Source organism: Sphaerochaeta sp. UBA5849, assembly GCA_002432715.1.
GTDB lineage: Bacteria > Spirochaetota > Spirochaetia > Sphaerochaetales > Sphaerochaetaceae > Sphaerochaeta.
In genome coordinates this window covers 2,613-20,820 of record DJGJ01000059.1, presented here as the reverse complement: position 1 = coordinate 20,820, position 18,208 = coordinate 2,613, and the positions used below count along the sequence as shown (strand labels likewise).

The following is an 18,208-nucleotide window of genomic DNA, read 5'->3' as shown; positions in this document are numbered from 1 at the left end:
TCCTGGTTAGTTGAGGGAGCCTTTCGACTGCTTGGCGATCAACTCTTCATCACGTTCGGTAAGGGGCACCTGCCGACCCTTGGAGTCATACACAGACATATCCAGAGCCAAGCCGCGGATCTCCTGAACCAAAACGTTGAATGCCTCGGGCATTCCTGCTGTAGTAGCCGGCTCACCCTTGACGATACTCTCATAAATCTTGACACGTCCGTTCATGTCGTCACTCTTGATGGTCAAAAGCTCCTGCAGCGTATTGGCAGCGCCGTACGCCTCAAGGGCCCACACTTCCATCTCTCCGAGTCTCTGACCACCGAACTGAGCCTTGCCGCCGAGCGGCTGCTGGGTTACCAGAGAGTAGGGACCGGTTGAACGGGCATGCATCTTGTCATCGACCAGGTGGTGCAGCTTCAAATAGTAGATATATCCGCAGAATACAGGGTTGACGAACGGAACACCGGTCAAACCGTTGTAAAGAACGGTCTTGGAGTTCTCAGGCAGCCCCGCCTCGCGCATTTTCTCCTCGATCTGAGCCATCGTTGCACTCTGGAAGACCGGAGTGGAATACCACTTGTCCAGCTTCACGGCAGCCCAACCCAGCTGGGTCTCCATCAACTGACCGATGTTCATTCGGGACGGAACGCCCAACGGGTTCAAGCAGACATCAAGCGGAGTGCCATCAGCCATGTACGGCATGTCTTCCTCGGCAAGAATTCGGCTTACAACACCCTTGTTGCCATGCCTTCCCGCCATCTTGTCACCTTGCCTGAGCTTGCGCTTGGTGGCGATAAGGACCTTCACCGTCTCCTCAACACCGGGAGGAAGCTCGTCATTGTTGCTCCGCTTGAGGCGCTGGATGTCGATGACCGTACCCTCGGTTCCATGGGGAACCTTCAGGGAGGTGTCGCGAACCTCCTTGGCCTTCTCACCGAAAATCGAGTTGAGCAACTTGAACTCGGGAGTCGTATCGCTCTCACTCTTGGGAGTCACCTTGCCGACCAGAATCGAGCCCGGGCGAACTGCGGTTCCGATGCGTACAATGCCATCCTCATCCAACTGCTCAAGCATTTTCTCGCTCGTATTGGGGATATCGCGGGTAAGCTTCTCAGGACCGAGCTTGGTCTCACGGATATCAGTGGTGAACTCCTTGATGTGGACCGAGGTGAAAATATCGTCCTTGACAACGCGCTCACTGATGAGAACGGCGTCCTCATAGTTGTAGCCGTTCCAAGGAACGAAGCCTACAAGAATGTTGCGTCCGAGCGCCAACTCACCACTCTGTGTTGCAGGACCGTCAGCCAACACTTCACCGGCCTCAACATGCTGGCCGAACGATACGATCGGCTTCTGGTTGAAACAGGTATCCTGGTTGGTTCTCTGGTATTTCTGCACCTCGTAGGTATCCAGTTGGCCTTGAATCTCTGCAGAATCAGGCTGAACCACCACACGGTCGGAGCTTACATACGTAACCGTTCCACTTCGCTTGGCCTTTACCAATACACCACTGTCATACGCGGTCTTGCCTTCCATGCCGGTACCCACACGCGGGGTTTCGGGAAATACAAGGGGAACCGCCTGACGCTGCATGTTCGAACCCATCAAGGCTCGGTTGGCATCGTCGTGCTCAAGGAACGGAATAAGGGAGGCTGCAACACTGATGACCTGCTTCGGATCAACGTCCATGTACTTGATTTCGGCCGGCGGCTTGGTGGAGTAGTCTCCACTTCTGCGTACAGGAACCTCATTGTCATGGAAATTGCCGTCACTGTCCAACTTGGCTGAAGCCTGGGCGATGAAGAACTTCTCTTCATCGTTCGCATCCAAATAGCGGTACTGCTTGGTGACCACTCCATTGACTACCTTGCGGTACGGGGTCTCCAAAAATCCATGCTGGTTGATGCGGGTATAGTTTGCCAGCGAAACGATGAGACCGATGTTCGGTCCTTCAGGAGTCTCGATGGGACAAATACGACCATAATGGGTGTAGTGAACGTCACGAACCTCAAAGCCGGCGCGGTCGCGGGAAAGACCACCGGGACCGAGTGCATTGAGCCTTCTCTTGTGGGTAAGCTCGGCAAGCGGGTTGACCTGGTCCATGAACTGGGAAAGCTGGGCGGACCCGAAGAATTCCCTCAATGAGGCGGAGATGGGGCGAACGTTGATAAGGTCCTTCGCCGTGGCGTTTGTCAGATCGGGCAGGGTGGTCATCCGTTCCTTGGCGATACGTTCCATCCTCAGCAGGCCGATGCGGACCTGGTTCTGGAGGAGTTCGCCAACGGCCCTGACTCTCCTGTTTCCGAGATGGTCGATATCGTCTTCGGTTTCCTCGGCATTACGGAGCCTGAGAATCCCCTGGATAATGGCAACGACATCGTCAATGGTCAAGAGACGCTGGTTTTCCTGGATTTCAAGGCCAAGTCGCTTGTTTAGCTTATAGCGGCCGACGCGGCCCAGATTATACCGTCGGGTATCGAAAAAGAGTCCGTACACATACTCCCGGGCGTTCTCCATCCGGGCCGGCTCGTTGGGGCGAAGGCGGCGGAAAAGTTCAAGGACCGCATCTTCCCCGGAGCGGGAAGTGTCCCTTTCCAACGTAGCTGCGATAGCGTTGTCGACGCTCCAGACCCAAACCTTGGTCATTCCCATTTCGAATAGCTGTTCCAGGTGTTCTTTCGTCAACCGGTCGTTGCGGCGGATCAGGACCTGCCCTTCCTTGTCGAGAACCGCTTCCGCAAGGAGGCGACCCCTGGCCTCTTCATGGAGTTCCACGAGGTCGATCTGCTCGGGAGCGGCCCCGAACAGCTTCAGTATCTCTTCGTCGCTCGTGGCCCCGAAGGCCTTAAGGAGCATCGTAACGGGGATCTTCTTGCGGTTGTCGATATTGACGGACAAGACGTCCCCGGGAGTCAGGTCAAACTCGAGCCAGGCGCCCCTGTCGGGGATCACCTTGGCTGCATACGACTCTCCTCCAGGAACGGTGGTGTCCGCGCTGAAGTAAACGCCTGCCGACCGTGCCAGCTGGTTGACCACCACTCGCTCGGTCCCGTTGACGATGAACGTTCCCCGGTCCGTCATGACGGGAAAATCCCCGAGGTATATCTCCTCTTCCTTGATTTCTCCGTTCTTCCGGTTCACCAGACGGATCGTTGCACGGACAGGCATGGACCAGGTCAGGTCCCGCTGTCGCGCTTCCTCCTCCATGATCGGGGATTCGTCCACGAAATAGCGAACGAACTCGAGCGCGAAGGATCCGTCGTAGCTCTCAATGGGAAAAATCTCCGCCAGGATTTCCTGGAGGCCTTGGGCCTCGCGGGAATCCGCCTCTGTTTCGGCCTGGAAAAACCATCGGTAGGAATTCCTCTGGACCTCTACAAGATCGGGTAGATCAATGAGATCCTTGGCTCTCCCAAAAACACGGCGCTGAATGTGCTTCTTTGAGGGGGCAAAAACTGTCATGGGAGTTACGACCTCCCTTAAGGGGTTTATGGGGACAATCCTAGAGGTGACGAAGGGGCATAATAGCAAAAAGGCCGCGCAATGTCAACAGACAGGCACGACCTGACATGGAACTTCTTCCAGTTTTTATGGTGTCGAGGGGGGGAGTTGAACCCCCACAGGCTAATGCCCACTAGAGCCTGAGTCTAGCGCGTCTACCAATTCCGCCACCCCGACATCGAAACCAACAAACGGGATTTTAGCAACCCGATCTCTTTTTGGCAAGGGCCCTTCGCTATTCGGGCATGTTAGACCCGCCGGAAGCCCTTCGTAGCCGATCCCTGAGAGCGAGCCCTACCCGGGCTTCTCCCGGCCAATCGGCCACGATCACGCAGGCGCCGGATCTTTCGAGTTCCCGCAGGGCGGAAAATAGTCCGCGGGCGTAGGACTCGGCATCCGGGAAGAGGCGGACGAAGGCAAAAGAGGCACCGGGGGCACGAATTCCAACGTAGGCCCTTTTGGAGGGATCCCAAGCCTCGATCTTTTCCCAAACCGATTCGTCCTCGCGTAGAAAAAGGGGAACCCGCGGCGCATAATGCCGGTAACGAGTACCGGGGGAACGGCGAGTAGCCGCCCCATCTTCACCGGGCAGGAAGGGACGGTAGCACAGGAATTCCTCCAGGGCTTCTATCGAAACACCACCGGGGCGCAGTAAAACGGCCTTTTCCCCCGTGATGTCAAGTACCGTCGATTCAACCCCCACCTGCGTGGGCCCCCCGTCAAGGATCATTTCCACCCGGTCGCCCAGGTCTTCCTCCACTGCCTGGGCATCCGTTGGACTCGGCCGTCCGCTCAGGTTCGCGCTGGGTGCCGCCACGGGCACTCCCGCAAGGCGGATCAATTCGAGGGCCACGGGCTGGGCCGGCATTCGTACAGCTACGGTCGAAAGCCCTGCGGTAACGGAAGGGGGTACGACCGGGCAGGCAGGCATGACAAGAGTTAGAGGCCCCGGCCAGAATCGGTCCATTAGGAGATACCCCAACCTCGGCACAAAGGCGACTCTCTCCGCCCCGGAAACTTCTGCCACGTGGACGATAAGGGGATTGTCGGCGGGTCTTCCCTTTGCCTCGAAGATCCGCAGCACGGCTTTCTCGTCAAGGGCGTTCGCCCCCAGGCCATACACCGTCTCCGTAGGGAAGACGACGAGGCCTCCCCCCCTCAGGACCGCTGCTGCTTCCTGCAAGGCTCCTTCGGAAGTGCCGGATTGGACGTCCAGTATTTTTGCCCTCATGAAACGGGGCCCCCTTCTCCGAACCGGGCGAGGAAGGACTCGCGGAATTCGGGGAATCGCCCTGCCAGAATCGCCTCCCTGGCCTGTTTCATGAGATGCACGAGGAAATGGAGGTTATGCCACGAACAAAGCCTCGCGGCCAATATCTCGCCCGACTTGTAGAGATGTCTCAGATAGGCCCTGGTGAAACGGCGGCAGACCATGCAGTCGCACTCGGGGTCTATAGGGCCGAAATCACGGGCGAAGGCCGCATTCTTGAGGTTAAGGCGGCCTCCGGAAAAGAAAACCGTGCCGTTCCTGCCCGTTCGTGTCGGCAGGACGCAATCGAACATGTCGATTCCCCTCGTTACCCCCTCCACCAGGTTTGAAGGCAACCCGACCCCCATCAGGTAGCGGGGGCGATCCACCGGCAGGACCGGGTTCAATACATCCAGGATCCGGTACATTTCCGCGTGGGGTTCTCCTACAGAGAGGCCCCCGATGGCGTAGCCGTCAAAGCCGATCCCCATAAGGGCCTCTGCCGACCGAAGGCGTTGGGCTTCAAAGACGGATCCCTGCACGATGCCGAACAGGGCCTGGTCCACACTCCCATGGGCTGCCTTGCATCGCTGGGCCCATCGGGTCGTCCTTAGTACAGCCTCCATTGAGGCCGCTTCGGAAGAGGGGTAGGGAACACACTCGTCGAAACACATGGCGATGTCGCTTCCCAGTTCTTCCTGAATCGAAACCGCCATTTCCGGGGTCATGAAATGCGAGGAACCGTCGAGGTGGGAGCGAAACGTCACCCCTTCGTCGGTCACCTTGCGGAGGTCGGAAAGCGAGAAAACCTGGAAGCCCCCGCTATCGGTCAGGATAGCCCCATCCCAGTCCATGAACCGGTGAAGCCCGCCCGCTTCCCTGATGAGGCCTGACCCCGGCCTGAGGTAGAGATGGTAGGTGTTGGAGAGGATGATCCGGGAGCCCATTCCCGCGAGTTCGCCAGGCGTCATGGCCTTGACCGTTGCCTGGGTCCCTACGGGCATGAAAACCGGGGTTTCGATGATCCCATGGGGAGTGGCCAAGGTTCCCGCCCTCGCCCCTGTCACTTTGCAGCGCGCTTCAAGACGGAACTCAAACATCTCCTGCCTCCCATCCGAAAAGCCTGGCGGCATTCTGCCAGACCGCCTCGGCAAGTTCCGCGGCTGGGATTTTTCGTACTGCCGCGATTGCTTCGTAGATGGCCGTGACGTAGGCAGGTTGGTTGCTTTTCCCTCTCCACGGCTGGGGCGCCAGGTACGGGGAATCCGTCTCGCAGAGCAGGCAATCCAGAGGGACTTTTGCCGCGACCTCCCTCAGGGCACTCGAGCGTGGGAAAGTCACGGGACCCGCAAAGGAGATGAAAAAGCCGAGATCCAGGGCTTTCACAGCATGGCGCCACTCCCCGGCAAAGCAGTGGATCACCCCTCTGCAACGATCCGCGTTCTCTCCGCGGAGAATTTCCAGGGCCTCGTCGTAAGCCTCCCTCACATGGACGACCAGTGGTTTTCCCAACTTAACGGCCAAGTCGATGTGTTGGCGGAAACACTCCCCCTGCACCTCCCTGGGAGAATGATCGTAATGAAAATCAAGGCCCGTCTCGCCAATAGCCACAACCCGGCCGTCAAGGGCCCAGGCCGCGAGGCTCCCGGGTATTTCTCCCCCGGGACAGGCCTTCGCGTCATGTGGGTGAATCCCCACTGCGGCAAAAACCCCTTCACCGGTGTACTTTTTTGCCAGGTTGACGGCTTCTCCGCTTGAGGGCTCGTCAAATCCTGCAACGAGGAGGCGCAGGACCCCCGCCTCACGGGCAGAACGCAGGACTGTTTCCAGGGTGGCTGAAAGTTCCTTCATGTTGAGATGGCAATGGCTGTCGACTAGTCGCATCAGGTCCTCCAAAAATGCATCGCGGGCCTGTTGCTGCCCGCGATGTCCAGGCCGTATCCCCAGGGGGGAGATCGTTCAGCGGAGGCAGACGGTCAGTGAATCCGGCTGCCGGGAGTAATCTTTCTGTCGAGCGTCAGGAGGGCAAGTTCCTTCCCGTCCGGACTCTCCGCCGCAAGCAGCATGCCGTTGCTGACGACGCCTCTGAGTTTAGCCGGTTTCAGGTTGCAGATGACGATAATCTCCCGGCCAACGAGATCTTCAGGCTCGTAAAACTCGCGGATGCCTGAAACGATCGTCCTTCTCTCGTATCCCAGGTCAAGGTCAAGCTTGTAAAGCTTGTTGGCGTTGGGAACCGGTTCGACGCCGAGGACCCTGGCGGTTCGCAACTCAATCTTCCGGAATTCCTCGACGGAAACCTCTTCCTCGTGTTCGCCGGGATCCGGAAGCAGGTTCTTTTTCGCTTCCCGCTCCGCCCTGTCCGCTTCCCAGGCCTTCAGGTCAATGCGGGGAAAGAGGATTTCCTCGCGCTTGATCGAGGTGCCCTCGGGAAGGAAACCCCACGGGTAATCCTCGAAAAGGACACTGTTCGGATCGCCGTCCAGGCCAAGCTGGTCCCACATGCGGCGGGAAGTTCCCGGCATGAAGGGGGCGACGAGGAGCGAAATCTGCACGAGGGCCTGGTACAGGGTCCCCAAAACCGAATCCAGGCGGGGATCGTTGTCCTTCCCGAGCTTCCACGGGGCCGTTTCGTCGATATACTTGTTCATCCTGGAAACGAATGTCCAGATGGTCTTCAGGGCTTCGTCGAAGGCGAACTCCGCCATCTTTTCTGCGACGCTCTCCTTCGTGTCCGAAGCCAACTTGGCCATTTCAAGGTCAAGCGCATCGGCAATGCCGCACCCGTTCACCGTGCACCCCTTGAAACGCTCGATCATCTGCAGGGTCCTGTTCAGCAGGTTCCCCAGGTCGTTTGCCAGGTCGGAATTGATCCGGCGGACAAGGCCGTTCTCCGAGAAATCCCCGTCCAGCCCGAAGGGAACTTCCCTGAGGAGGAAATACCGAAAGGCATCCTGGCCGTAGAGGTCGACCATCTCGAACGGATCCACCACGTTGCCCCTGGACTTGGACATCTTTTCCCCCTCGACCGTCCACCAGCCGTGGGAAAAGACTTGGCGGGGCGGGTTGACTCCCAGGGCAAGAAGCATGGCTGGCCAGACGACGCAATGGAAACGGATGATATCCTTGCCTACCAGGTGGCGAACCACCGGCCAGAATTTTTTCCATTTCGCCTCGTCATCGGGGTATCCGCAGACGGTCAGGTAGTTGATCAGGGCATCAAACCAGACGTAGATGACGTGGCGTTCGTCTCCCGGGACCGGGATCCCCCATTCCAGCGTCGTTCTCGAAATGGACTGGTCCCTCAGTCCACCCTTGATGAAACTGACGATCTCGTTGTAGCGGGTACGGGGCAGGATCGCGTCAGGATGCTCCTCGTAGAAGCGCAGGAGAGGTTCCGCGTATTTCGACATCCGGAAAAAGTAGCTTTCCTCGGTCATCCGTTCCAGTGGCCGCTTGCAGTCAGGGCAGGTCTTCCCCTCCCCCATCTGGGCCTCGGGAACGTAGGTTTCGCAGGGAACGCAGTACCACCCCTCGTAAGTCCCCTTGTAGACGTCCCCTTGGGCGATGAGTTTCTCGAAAATTGCCGTAACGACCTTCCCGTGTCGCTCTTCCGTGGTACGGATAAAGTCGTCGTTGGAGATATCGAGTGTTTTCCAGAGTTTCCTGAAATTTTCCACGGTCTGGTCCGCGAGTTGCTGCGCCGTAAGCCCCTTTTGCACGGCAGCCTGCTGGATCTTTTGCCCATGCTCGTCCGTGCCCGTGGCGAAAAGAACGGGTTGCCCCATCATCCGCCGGTAACGGGAAATCACGTCGGCTGCAATCGTCGTGTATGCGTGCCCGATATGCGGGACATCGTTGACATAGTAGATGGGGGTCGTGATGTAAAACGGTTCTCTATTCATCTTCTCTTTGCCTCCTCTTCGCTTGTTCATCGTCTATCTGGGATATTGAATCCTCATCTTCGGAAACCGTTTTGATCAAAAAGTCCTTGGCGCAATTTTTCGAAATACCATAGCGCTCGTGGACCGTTTTGACAACATCCCGTATCGACAAGCCTTTGCGGAGGACCTGGCGGGCATAGGCCTCCCAGGAACCCTCGCCATCTTCGCCTACGCTTTTGGGATCTTCCGTTGCCCCTCCAACGACAAGGACCATCTCGCCCTTCATTGGAGACAGGACCCTTTCCGCCAGCTGGTCAAGACCCATCCTCAGGACTTCCTCGTGAACCTTGCTCAGTTCGCGAACCAGTGCCGCCGGTCGGTTTCCCAGGACGAGGGCGCAATCGGAAACCTCACCCTGTAGCCGATGGGGTGAAACATAGAAGACGAGGGTACAGCGGATTTCTCGCAGGAGATGGAGCCTCTTTTGCCGATCGCCCCTGCGCGGGGGAAGAAAACCGGCAAAATGAAACGTATGGGTAGGAAGACCTGAAAGGACAAGGGCCGGGATGAGTGCCGTGGCACCGGGCAGAACCTCCACGGGGATTCCCTCCCGAATGGCCTCCCCGACAAGGTGGGCTCCAGGATCTGAAATTCCGGGAGTTCCTGCATCCGAAACCAGAGCGACCTTCTTCCCTTCCAGCAGCGCCCTCAGCAAAAATGGCGCCTTTTCTTTCTCGTTATGCTCATGGGAGGAAACCAGGGGAACCCGTATCCCAAGGTGGTTTAGAAGGCGCAGGGTTCTCCGCGTATCTTCGCAAGCGACGAGATCCGCTTCTTTCAGCACTCGAATCGCCCTGAGAGTAATGTCCTCAAGGTTCCCGACCGGTGTCGGGACAAGGATCAAAGGCATGGCGGAGCCTCCAGGCGATAAGCGGCAAGGAGTTCCGGAGTGTAATCCCCACACTCGTCCGTAATGAAAAGCGGCGGGGCGACCAGTAGTCCCGGCTTTCCTCCCCTCATGGCGGCCAGAAGGAACACGGAGGCATCCTTTCCTGGGTTGGGGTGGACAAACCGGATCCGTTTCGGTTCCAGCCCTCCCTCCCTGAAAATGCCCAGGGCTTCCGCAGCGCGACTCGCTCTCAGCACGAGATAAAACCTTCCCCTGGGCTTCAACAGGAAATTCGCTGCCCGCACCACGTCAGAAAGGGTACAGGCGGTCCCATGGCGGGCCACGGCCTTGATCGAATTGGGGCTGACACGGCTTTTCCCGGGATCGTTATATGGGGGATTCATGAGAACCACGTCAAAGGATCCTGCCGGGTAAAGGTTCCTGATTTCCTTTAGGTCCCCGCAGGTAAACGCCGTGCGGTGATCGAGGCCATTGGTCCTGGCGTTCTCCATGGCCATTTCTGCGAGGTCCTTGCGGATCTCGAGGCCATCTAACCGGGAAACTTGCGGGTATTTCCGGGCAAGAATGAGCAGGACTGCTCCGTGGGCACATCCCAATTCCAGGACTCTTTCGCCTTTTCTCAACCTGGCTGCAGCCGAGAGCAGCACTGTGTCCACGGAGACACGGGGGCCTTCCTCGGGCTGGAGGAGGCTTAATTCGCCGTACAGGATATCGTCGCGCGTCGTTTTGCTCATGCCCAATCCTCCATGCGAACCCCGACAACCTGCGATAGCCCGGGCTCGGAGAGCGTGACTCCATAGAGGACATCCGCTTTTTCCATCGTCGTTCTACGGTGGGTCATGGCGAGGATCTGCAGGTCCCGGGCATATTCTCCCGCGAGGTCCACGTAACGCCGAAGGTTAACCTCGTCGAGAGCGGCATCTGCTTCATCCAGGATCGCGATGGGAACACGGGCTTCTTCCATCGCCGCGAACAGGAGGGCAATCGCCGAGAGGGACTGCTCCCCGCCCGAAAGCTGGGCCAATCCCTGGGGGCGCTTGCCCGGTGGCCGTGCCGTCACTTCAACACCCGCCTCCCAGCCCTCCCCCTCCCCTTCGATTTCCAGATGGGCTTCCCCACCACCGAAGAGGCGCTGGAAGAGGGTGTCGAAACGACGATCAATCCCTTCCATGGCCAGGCTGAACACTCGTGAAGCCTGGCTATCGGTCTCAGCGATAAATTCCTGTAGGGTGCGGATGCCTTCTCTCACGTCGGCACACTGTTCCGATAGGAAAGTCGTTCGTTCCCTGAGCGATTCTTCTTCGGAAAGGACGCCCATCTCCACGTCCCCCATCGCCCTAAGGGTTTTCTCTGCGTTCCGGATCGCCCGTTTCACATCCTCCAAATCAGTTTCCCCTCCGGCGCCTTTGCCGGGATAAGGGAACTTTTCCTCCCATTCCCCCGCGAGTTCCGCCAGGCTGTTTGCAGCTTCAAGGATTTCCCGCTCGAGTTCCCCGAAACGGGTCCGGCAGCGGCGAAACGCTTCCTGTGCCCTGCCTTCCCTGGCAACGACACGAACGAGATCCTTCCTGTTCCTCCCGGCTCGAGCGGAAAGGCCGCTTTCACGCATCCTTATCTCCCTTCCCTGTTCCCAGAAGGAGAGATAACGCTTCCCCAGGTCGGACAAATCCACCAGGAGCTTATCGAGTGTCCGCCCACGCCCTGCGACCTCCTCTTCAGCCCTTTTCAAGGCCTCAAGGACACCCTTTTTTTCCTTCTCTACCCTACCCAGCAATTCCAGGGCCCCTCGCCTCCTTTCCTCTGAAAGGAGGACCTCGTTTTCAAGGTTCGAAATATTTTCCTCAGGGGTTTGGTCCTCAATGCCCTTTTCCATGGAGCGCAAGAGGGTTACTGTCTTTTTTCGTTCGAGGAAAAGTTCCCCGAATGACCGCCCCGCTCCCGAAAGGGCTTCCAGGGTTTTCGTCCCGGCTTCCTGCAGGCGCAAATCTTCCCTATCGACCCGGTCTTTTTCACCCTTCAGCAGGCGCAGGTTATCCTCCGCTTCCCTTCGCTTGTCGAACAGTTCCTCTTTCTCGGCCGCCGTCCTGATCTCCAGGCTTTCAGCCTCGGACAAAATGGACTGAAGGCGATCGGCCTCGTTATGCGCCTCTTCCAGCGAGGCTTCTAGCTGTTTCCTGCGCCGGCGTAGTTCGATGACTCCCGAACCGCTTTTCTGGCTTCCTCCGCTCACGGACCCGCCAGGCATGAAGACATCGCCTTCCAACGTGGCGACAGCAAGCCTCGGGTGGCGTCTCACGAGACGGGCCGCAGTATCGTAGTCCTCCACGAGGAGGAGATCACCTAAAATATGCCCCATGGCTTTTTTCCACTTTTCGGCGATCCCGAGAAGGTCGATTGCCCAACCCAGGACTCCCGGCTCGTTTTTCGGTTCAACTTCCCGAACCGGCCTCAAGGGGCGACATCGTTCCAGGGGAAGGAATGTCGCCCGGCCGGCGCTTGCCTGCCGGAGACCCTCGATGCAGAGGCGAGCCTCATCCATGTCTTTTACCAAGAGCCAGAACTGCCTTGCCCCCAGAAAGGATTCGAGGGCCTTTTCGAAACGGGGGGGACATTCGAATGCCTCGATGACAGGAAGAGGAGAAGCCGAAATCCGGCCCAGCCTCGCCGCTGCCATGAGAAACTGGACTGGGCGCGGAAAGGCTTGCCCATCCATTTTCTGGCTCAGGCTTTCCAATTCCGAGGCAAGCTGGCTCACCTGTTTTCGATGCCTCGCAATATCAGCAGCAGCTTTCTGGGAGGCGGCAAATGCAGCCGAGTGGAACTCGATTGCCGCCTCGCATTGATTCAGGCTTTCTGCGGCTGATCGCTCGGCCTTGACCAAAGCCTCCCCCAGGCGCAAAGCCCCCGTGCCTGCCTTCCTCTTTTCTTCGACAAGGGCCCAATAGTGACGGCCCAAGCCCTCCAGGCAAACTTTTAACGACTCTGTTGCGGAATCCTGCTCCGCCTTTTTTCGAGAAAGAGCCTTTCGAGCGTTATTTTGCCTTTCAAGTTCTTCCTGCCGCTGCAACCTTGCCTGCCTGGCCGCCCTTGCTGCGGCACGCTTTTCGGAAAGTTCAGCTTCAAGGGATTCCGCCAGGTCACGCTGGGTCCTTTCCTCCCTTTCCAGGTCCAGTAGGGTAGCGCGTTTTCTCAGGGACTCCGCTTGCGCTTCCTTGAGTTGGTCCCTGTCCCTCCTGAGGGCCGAAGCGAGGGAAGCCGCCTGGCGAAGCGTTCCCTGGAGGGCTTGGAAAGCAACGTTTCCTTCTTCCCGGCAAGACTCCATCTCTTCCTGGACAGTGGCGAGATTCCGCTCTAGAAGTTCTCTCCTGCGTGTCCAGCCCTCGCTCCAAAAAGCGTGGGTTGCCTGTTCCCGTTCCAGCAGGGAGCAGCGGTTACGGAGGGACTCGAGGGCAGATTCCGAGCGTTCCCTTCGCAACCAGTAAAACACTCGCCTCTGGTCTTCCAGGGCCGTCAGAACCTCCTTGGCCTTCCTCGCTTTTTCGACCATCGGGGCAATTTCATTGCGACGGGCGGAAAGTTCCGACAAGAGGGTTGCAAGGCGTAGCAACTCTTCCTCGGCCCGCTTAAGGCGATCGACCGCTTCTTCGCGCTTCCTGCGGTAAAGATCTATGCCGAAGAGCCCTTCCAGCAGCATTCTCCGCTGGAGAGGCTTTTGCTGGATGATTTCGGAGATCTCTCCCTGCCCGATGAAAGCGAAGCGGACACCCTCCAGCCCCCAGTCCCTCTTGACCTGTTCCAGGTCCTGGAGACGCACACGGTTTCCATTGACTGTGACAGAGGCCGCCCCTTCCCGGTCCACCTTCCTCCGGATCAGGCATCCGTCCTTGCCCGCGAGGAGCCTCACGGCCACTTCGGTTTCCCTGCACGAGGGGACGCTTGCACTACCCTGGAAAAGAAGATCTGTCTGCCGTGAAATCCTTAGGTCCGATGGTGCCCCTTCCCCAAGAACCCAGCGCATGGCGTCCAGCAGGTTGCTCTTGCCGCTCCCGTTGGGCCCAACGATGCAGGTCAAGCCCGGTGACAGGGAAAGGTCGTGGTCACCCCCGAAACTCTTGAATCCCTTAAGTTGAAGCTGGGCGATATACATTGACCTTGTGTTCCGCCTGCGTCATGGACCCCTGGAAATCAAGGCGGAATTTCTCCCATGGGAATCCAGGCATCTCCCTGAGGAATATTTTCCTCCCGAATTCTTCCTCCCAGGCCTCGATATAATTTTCGACAATATGCCGGGCCACGGCTGGATAAAGCTCGAGGATCAGGGCCTCTGCTTTTCCTGAGCGGCACACCTTCCTCAGGAATCGCTTGACCGATAGGGACACGGTGTCCTCCTTGAGTACCCATCCGTTCCCCGAACAGAACGGGCAACTGCGCGTGAAGGCCCCCTTGAGATCCCCCCGGGCCCGTTTGCGCGTGATCTCCACGAGTCCGAGCTGGGTCACCCCGTAAACCCGGGCCTTGCAGCGATCATGCCGGAAGAGCTCCTCAAGTCGCTGCAGGAGGGCGTTCTTGTCTTCCTCGTATTCCATGTCGATAAAGTCAACAACCACAATGCCGCCGATCGACCTCAGGCGCAGGACCCGGTAGATCGACTCCGCAGCTTCGAGATTTGTCTTAAGGACTGTTTCCCGGAGGTTCGTCACCCCGACGTACTTTCCGGTGTTCACGTCGATGACGGTCAGGGCCTCCGCCTGGTCTACCACAAGGGTCCCTCCCGAGGGCAGCCAAACCTTGCGTTCCAATGCGGCAGCCAATTCCTTCTCTATGCCGTAAAACTCGAAGATTGGAACGGATCCCGCGTAAAGCTCGACCTGCGGTGTCCGCTCGGAAAAGAAATCGCGGACATAGGCTGCAACTTTTTCGTATTCTTCGGGACAATCGACGACGATCTCGGAAACATCCCCGTTGAGTTCATCCCTCAGGATCCGTCCCACCAGCCCTATATCCCGGTACAACAGGGAAGGAGCCGGCTGGCTTTCCGCCAGAGAAGAAATTTCCTGCCAAAGCTCCAGGAGCATCGCCAGATCTCCTTGGAGAGCTTCCGCGGGAACTCCCTCGGCTACGGTCCTGACGATGATCCCGAACCCAGTCGGGCGAAGGGCACGGGCAATCTGCCTGAGGCGCTTTCTCTCCCCTTCGTCGAGGATCCGCTTGGAAACGCCCGTTTCGCTTCCTCCCGGGACCAAAACCAGGAAACGGCCGGGCAGTGAAACCCGGGCCGAGACCCTGGCCCCCTTTCCCTTTCGGGCTGCCTTTACGACCTGTACGACGACCTCTGCGTTTGCCCGTATGTCGATCCCACGGGCATCCTCCAGGTAAAGGAAGGCATTCCGACCATCCCCCAGGCTCACGAACGATGCGTTCATGCCGGGGAGGACACTGTCCACCCTCGCCTTGAATATTTCCCCGGCCTTTTGCGTTTCCCACATCCGCTCGCTAAAGATCTCTGCAACGCGCCCCTCTTCCAAAATCGCCAGGCGCATTTCTTCCGAATCAAGAACATTTGCGATAATCTGTCTTTCTATCGTCATCCCGTCACTCCCCAGGCTAAACGAGAGGCTTTACGATGCTCTCTTCCCAAGCTCCCACTACAGTTCTCAGGATCAACAGGTCCCCCCACCCCTCCACGAGGCCGGCGGCCCTCAAGGCCTTGACGAAGAGCCCTGGCCCGAAGCGATCCGGCTGGGCAAGGACTACCCTGGCCGAGTCCTCCTCCATCTCCAGGACATGGAGAACTTTTTCTTCCTGCAGGAAGGGTTCGATGGCCCGAGTCAACTCGTCAATGCTGGGAGGGAGTCCCCTGAAAAAGATCCTGTACTCTCCGGCCTTGCAGAGACGACTTAGGGGCGGTCCTTCGACGGGCCCCGCGCGAAGGATTTCAAACCCCCTAGGCATGGACCTCTGCCAGGCATCAAGCATTGCTTCACCCCAATTGCCCACCCAGATTTCGGCAGGTTCAGCCAGAGCTGGGACACCCACCGGCAGGGCAGGCCCGAGGCTAATTTTCGGATGCGGGGAGAATCCCTCCGTCTGGAGGATTTCCATTCCTGCCCTCCTGGCGGATCGGGCAATGAGGGGAGGCATTTCCACATGAGGAACAAAGGCAGCCAATCCCCTCTTGGAAAAGAGGAAACGGATCCGGCTCATCGATTGGCCTCCCCATCAAGGCGGGGACACTCTGACGACAAGAAACCGCATGATTGGCACCCTCCGGTTCTGCAATCCGGCGTCGTTGCTGCAGAAAACGCCTTTCCCCTTTCACGCCAAAGAAAATCACGGCTCACTCCAGTATCGATATGATCCCATGGAAAAGATTCGTGCTCCTGCCGGCTGCGGTTGGCGTAATCCGCCGGATCCAGCCCCTCCGACTCGAAAGCCTGCATCCAGGTATCGAAACGGAATGTCTCCGTCCATCCGTCGAAACGGCACCCGTTTCTCCAGGCTCTCTCTATCACATCCGCAAGGCGGCGATCCCCCCTCGCGAAAACCCCTTCGACATAGCCCTGTCTCGGATCGTGATAATTCATCGAGATCCGTGGGTTCCCAAGTTTCCCCTTAAGCCACCGGCAACGGGATTCGGTTTCCAGAAAAGGTAGTTGAGGTTCCCACTGGAATGGCGTGTGCGGCTTCGGGATGAATCCGTTGACGGAAACGGACACCTCGGCTCTTCGGTGGCGCTTCCTCAGGATCCCGAAAGCTTCCCTGCAAATGTCCAGGATTCCCTGCAGGTCGGTCTCCGTTTCCGTCGGGAGGCCCACCATGAAATAAAGTTTCACCCTGTCCCAGCCATGTTCGCTGAGGGCTTCCAGGGTCGTGCGGATATCTTCCTCGTCTATTCCCTTGTTGATGACATCCCGCAAGTGTTGGCTTCCTGCTTCCGGGGCAAAGGTCAACCCGCCTCTCTTTACCGTCTCCAGGCTTGCAGCCAGTTCCACGGAAGAGGCATCCATCCGCAGGCTGGGAAGGCTCAGCTTGATCCCTGGAGCCCTTAACTCTCTGGAGAGGGTTTCGAGGACAGGAACCAGGCCCGTGTAATCGCAGGAGGATAGCGACACAAGCCCGACTTCTTCCCAACCGGTCTTCTTCAGCAGGTCCCTGGCGATGTCGATGACCTTTCCAGGGCTTCTTTCCCGGACCGGCCGGTAAATCATTCCAGCCTGGCAGAACCGGCATCCCCTTGAACAACCACGAAAAACCTCCACCGGAACCCTGTCGTGGATGATTCCCGTATCGGGAACGATCAGGGAAGACGGGGCAAACGCGGTGTCCATATCGAGAACAATCTGGCGCTTGATCGGTAGTTGTTGCCTTGACTTGATCTCGACTCCCCTGTCTGTGAATTCGCACGTCGAGAAGGCCGGAACGTAAACACCTGGCAAGCCCGCGAGGCAGGAAAGGCGCTCTCCCCTGTGGCAACCGCGGGTCTCGGCCATCACTTTCAGGACGGACGGGAGCAGTTCTTCACCATCCCCCAGGCAAAAGAAGTCGATGAAAGGTGCCAGAGGTTCGGGGGCAAGGCCTCCTGGACCTCCGGCCATGACCAGCGGGTCTCCCTCGCGACGATCCTCAGACCTGATGGGAATGCCTCCAAGGTCTAGCATCGTCAGGATATTCGTCGCGGTCAACTCGTACTGGAGCGTGAACCCGACAGCGTCAAATTTTCCAAGGGGAGTGCCCGATTCGAGGGAAACCAGGGGCAATCCCTCTGAGCGCAGGGACATCTCCATGTCGCCCCAGGGGCAATAGGCCCTTTCCGCCACGACTCCACCAAGGGAATTCGCCAGTGCATAGAGGATCTGGAACCCCAGGAAGCTCATCCCGACCTCGTATGTATCGGGAAAAGCCAGGCAGATTCGTACTGCGGAATTTTCGGTCCCGCTGATTTTATCGATCGAGCCCCATTCCTGCCCGATGTACCGCGACGGATGCTTGACCGTCGCAAGGAGGGGCCACAACGTGCTTTTCAACTCAAAAGGGCGTTCCACTTTTTTATTCACCTCAAGAATCGTCATCTGGTCGCGGGTTTTCGACGAAAACACTCTGGACGAGCCCCAAGGCAATCCCGAGCGAAAGAAGAGAGCTCCCACCGTAACTCAGGAATGGCAGGGGAAGTCCGGTTACGGGGGCAAGCCCCATGCTCATTGCCATGCCTTCCAGTACCTGGAACCAGATCCAGCCCGCGATGGAGGCGACAAGGACTTTCCCGCGGAGATCCCTGGATTTGACTCCGGCAGCGATGATACGCCAGAGCAAGAGTGAGAAGAGGGCCAGAAGGACAATGCCGCCCAGGAAACCAAACTCCTCCGCAAAGACGCTGAAAATGAAATCCGTGTGGGGCTCCGGGAGAAAACCCAGCTTGCTCTGTGTTCCCATCATGAACCCCTTGCCGACCAGGCGTCCCGAACCCACTGCGATCCTGGACTGGATCACGTTGTAACCCGCCCCGAGAGGGTCGACATAGGGATTCAAAAAAACCATGAGTCGCAGGCGCTGGTAGGTCTTGAGAAAATGCCAGGCGAACGGCATGGCCAAAAGGGCTGCACCGCAAAGCCCAACCAGGTAGCTCACTGGTGTTCCTGCTGCGTACAGGGCTGTAAGGATCATGACCGAAAGCAC

General features: G+C 58.1%; 12 protein-coding genes, 1 tRNA gene and 1 pseudogene. All 14 read right to left on the bottom strand.

Annotated elements, in window-relative coordinates:
• Positions 1-6 precede the first annotated feature (6 nt).
• The gene (rpoB, locus tag B3K89_RS10175; protein WP_345907370.1) at positions 7-3,453 is read right to left on the bottom strand and encodes a DNA-directed RNA polymerase subunit beta; all 3,447 of its coding nucleotides are present in this window, start codon (positions 3,451-3,453) and stop codon (positions 7-9) included.
• A 129-nt stretch (positions 3,454-3,582) separates the two neighbouring features.
• Positions 3,583-3,669, bottom strand: a tRNA-Leu gene (locus tag B3K89_RS10170).
• A gap of 58 nt (positions 3,670-3,727) precedes the next feature.
• Complete coding sequence (locus B3K89_RS13795; RefSeq protein ID WP_414712349.1) at positions 3,728-4,084, bottom strand: Sua5 family C-terminal domain-containing protein; 357 nt, start codon at positions 4,082-4,084, stop codon at positions 3,728-3,730.
• A 75-nt stretch (positions 4,085-4,159) separates the two neighbouring features.
• Positions 4,160-4,723 (bottom strand): annotated as a pseudogene (locus B3K89_RS13790) (L-threonylcarbamoyladenylate synthase); the annotation flags it as partial.
• Positions 4,720-5,841 (bottom strand): tRNA guanosine(34) transglycosylase Tgt, encoded by a 1,122-nt coding sequence (tgt, locus tag B3K89_RS10165; RefSeq protein ID WP_345907369.1) that lies wholly within the window; start codon positions 5,839-5,841, stop codon positions 4,720-4,722. The gene tgt and the pseudogene B3K89_RS13790, both read right to left, overlap by 4 nt.
• Positions 5,834-6,625, bottom strand: coding sequence for a TatD family hydrolase (locus B3K89_RS10160; RefSeq protein WP_345907368.1), 792 nt, complete (start codon positions 6,623-6,625; stop codon positions 5,834-5,836). Before B3K89_RS10160 ends, tgt begins: the two co-directional genes overlap by 8 nt.
• Before the next feature lie 92 nt (positions 6,626-6,717).
• Positions 6,718-8,646: a methionine--tRNA ligase gene (metG, locus tag B3K89_RS10155; protein WP_345907367.1), complete on the bottom strand. Its 1,929-nt coding sequence runs from the start codon at positions 8,644-8,646 to the stop codon at positions 6,718-6,720.
• A complete protein-coding gene (gene rsmI, locus B3K89_RS10150) occupies positions 8,639-9,535 on the bottom strand; it encodes a 16S rRNA (cytidine(1402)-2'-O)-methyltransferase (RefSeq protein ID WP_345907366.1) in 897 nt (298 codons plus the stop codon). The genes metG and rsmI overlap by 8 nt, the downstream gene beginning before the upstream one ends.
• Entirely contained in the window at positions 9,526-10,269 is a 744-nt protein-coding gene (locus B3K89_RS10145) for a tRNA1(Val) (adenine(37)-N6)-methyltransferase (protein WP_345907365.1), read from the bottom strand. The genes rsmI and B3K89_RS10145 overlap by 10 nt, the downstream gene beginning before the upstream one ends.
• Entirely contained in the window at positions 10,266-13,682 is a 3,417-nt protein-coding gene (gene smc / locus B3K89_RS10140) for a chromosome segregation protein SMC (protein WP_345907364.1), read from the bottom strand. Before smc ends, B3K89_RS10145 begins: the two co-directional genes overlap by 4 nt.
• Positions 13,657-15,123, bottom strand: a complete 1,467-nt coding sequence (locus B3K89_RS10135; RefSeq protein WP_345907363.1) for an Rne/Rng family ribonuclease — start codon at positions 15,121-15,123, stop codon at positions 13,657-13,659. The genes smc and B3K89_RS10135 overlap by 26 nt, the downstream gene beginning before the upstream one ends.
• Before the next feature lie 16 nt (positions 15,124-15,139).
• Positions 15,140-15,739, bottom strand: coding sequence for a TIGR03936 family radical SAM-associated protein (locus tag B3K89_RS10130; RefSeq protein WP_345907362.1), 600 nt, complete (start codon positions 15,737-15,739; stop codon positions 15,140-15,142).
• On the bottom strand, positions 15,736-17,604 hold the full coding sequence (locus B3K89_RS10125; protein WP_345907361.1) for a TIGR03960 family B12-binding radical SAM protein: 1,869 nt from the start codon (positions 17,602-17,604) through the stop codon (positions 15,736-15,738). Before B3K89_RS10125 ends, B3K89_RS10130 begins: the two co-directional genes overlap by 4 nt.
• A partial coding sequence (locus B3K89_RS10120; RefSeq protein ID WP_345907360.1) for an FtsW/RodA/SpoVE family cell cycle protein occupies positions 17,591-18,208 on the bottom strand: 618 nt, incomplete at its 5' end. The genes B3K89_RS10125 and B3K89_RS10120, both read right to left, overlap by 14 nt.

Excerpts from the sequence above, each read along its gene's own strand:
- rsmI (WP_345907366.1), bottom strand. The coding sequence starts at position 9,535 with ATGCCTTTGATCCTTGTCCCGACACCGGTCGGGAACCTTGAGGACATT.
- tgt (WP_345907369.1), bottom strand. The coding sequence starts at position 5,841 with ATGTTTGAGTTCCGTCTTGAAGCGCGCTGCAAAGTGACAGGGGCGAGG.
- metG (WP_345907367.1), bottom strand. The coding sequence starts at position 8,646 with ATGAATAGAGAACCGTTTTACATCACGACCCCCATCTACTATGTCAAC.
- B3K89_RS10160 (WP_345907368.1), bottom strand. The coding sequence starts at position 6,625 with ATGCGACTAGTCGACAGCCATTGCCATCTCAACATGAAGGAACTTTCA.
- smc (WP_345907364.1), bottom strand. The coding sequence starts at position 13,682 with ATGTATATCGCCCAGCTTCAACTTAAGGGATTCAAGAGTTTCGGGGGT.
- B3K89_RS10145 (WP_345907365.1), bottom strand. The coding sequence starts at position 10,269 with ATGAGCAAAACGACGCGCGACGATATCCTGTACGGCGAATTAAGCCTC.
- B3K89_RS10135 (WP_345907363.1), bottom strand. The coding sequence starts at position 15,123 with ATGACGATAGAAAGACAGATTATCGCAAATGTTCTTGATTCGGAAGAA.
- B3K89_RS10130 (WP_345907362.1), bottom strand. The coding sequence starts at position 15,739 with ATGAGCCGGATCCGTTTCCTCTTTTCCAAGAGGGGATTGGCTGCCTTT.
- B3K89_RS10125 (WP_345907361.1), bottom strand. The coding sequence starts at position 17,604 with ATGACGATTCTTGAGGTGAATAAAAAAGTGGAACGCCCTTTTGAGTTG.
- rpoB (WP_345907370.1), bottom strand. The coding sequence starts at position 3,453 with ATGACAGTTTTTGCCCCCTCAAAGAAGCACATTCAGCGCCGTGTTTTT.